This is a genomic window from Mesorhizobium sp. M7A.F.Ca.CA.002.15.2.1 (genome assembly GCF_003998715.1).
GTDB lineage: Bacteria > Pseudomonadota > Alphaproteobacteria > Rhizobiales > Rhizobiaceae > Mesorhizobium > Mesorhizobium ciceri.
This window is the reverse complement of the sequence record NZ_RZPI01001146.1, coordinates 1-825: the sequence shown is the minus strand read 5'-3', so window position 1 is coordinate 825 and position 825 is coordinate 1. Positions and strand designations below refer to the sequence as shown.

Genomic DNA, 825 nt, shown 5'->3' with positions numbered 1-825 from the left:
TTGTAGAAGCGAGTGTTTTCGAGCAGCAGCACGTCGCCCTTGTTCATGGCGGCGACAGCGCTTCCGGCCGTGTCGCCGACGCAATCCGAGGCGAAACCGACGGGGCGGCCGAGCACTTCTGCCGTGGCTTTGGCGATCGGCTCCAGCGAGAATTCGGGCGAAGGCCCATCCTTGGGTCGGCCGAAATGGGCGAGCAGGATGACCTTGGCGCCCTTGGCCGATAGCTCGGCGATGGTCGGTGCGATGCGTTCGATGCGGGTGGCGTCGGTGACTTTGCCCTCAGTGACAGGCACGTTGAGGTCGACGCGCACCAGCACGCGCTTGCCGCTGATGTTGCCGATATCGTCGAGTGTCTTGAAGGCGGCCATGCGGGTTCCTTTCGCGAAAAACCGGGGGACCATACCCCGCATCGGCGACGATGCAAGGCTTAGGGCGCGCTCGAACCGAAATTTTGAAGTGGGCACGATCTTGCACTGGCGGGCGGATGAATGGCTCCGCTCAATAGCGGGTTTGTCAGCTTTCGGTTGCTGCCTTTTCCGGCGCTGGCTCTGGGGCCGGTTTCTCGTCCGCCCGCGCCTCGTCCGCCTGCGCCTCGGTCGGCTTGCGCCAATTGCGGATGAAGGCGGAAAGACGGTCGCCGATTTCTCCGGCGCTGAGGAAGACCGGCACCCGCGCCACCGGCGCGGTCGGCTCGAACGACAGGCCGAGGCCTATGATCTTCCCCTTGTCGTCGACGTCGCGGACGATCAGTTCTATCGGGCCGAGCAGGACGCGGTCGGCATATTCGGCATGGCCGCCGAGCCGCGCCGTGACCAGCGCTCCAAC

At 65.0% G+C, this 825-nt stretch carries 1 protein-coding gene and 1 pseudogene; both read right to left on the bottom strand.

Annotated elements, in window-relative coordinates; genetic code table 11:
* Nucleotides 1-368: phosphoglycerate kinase (gene pgk / locus ENZ74_RS33265; protein ID WP_127313359.1), on the bottom strand; the 368-nt coding region annotated here is incomplete at its 3' end.
* A 145-nt stretch (nucleotides 369-513) separates the two neighbouring features.
* A pseudogene (locus ENZ74_RS33260) lies at nucleotides 514-825 on the bottom strand (potassium/proton antiporter); the annotation flags it as partial.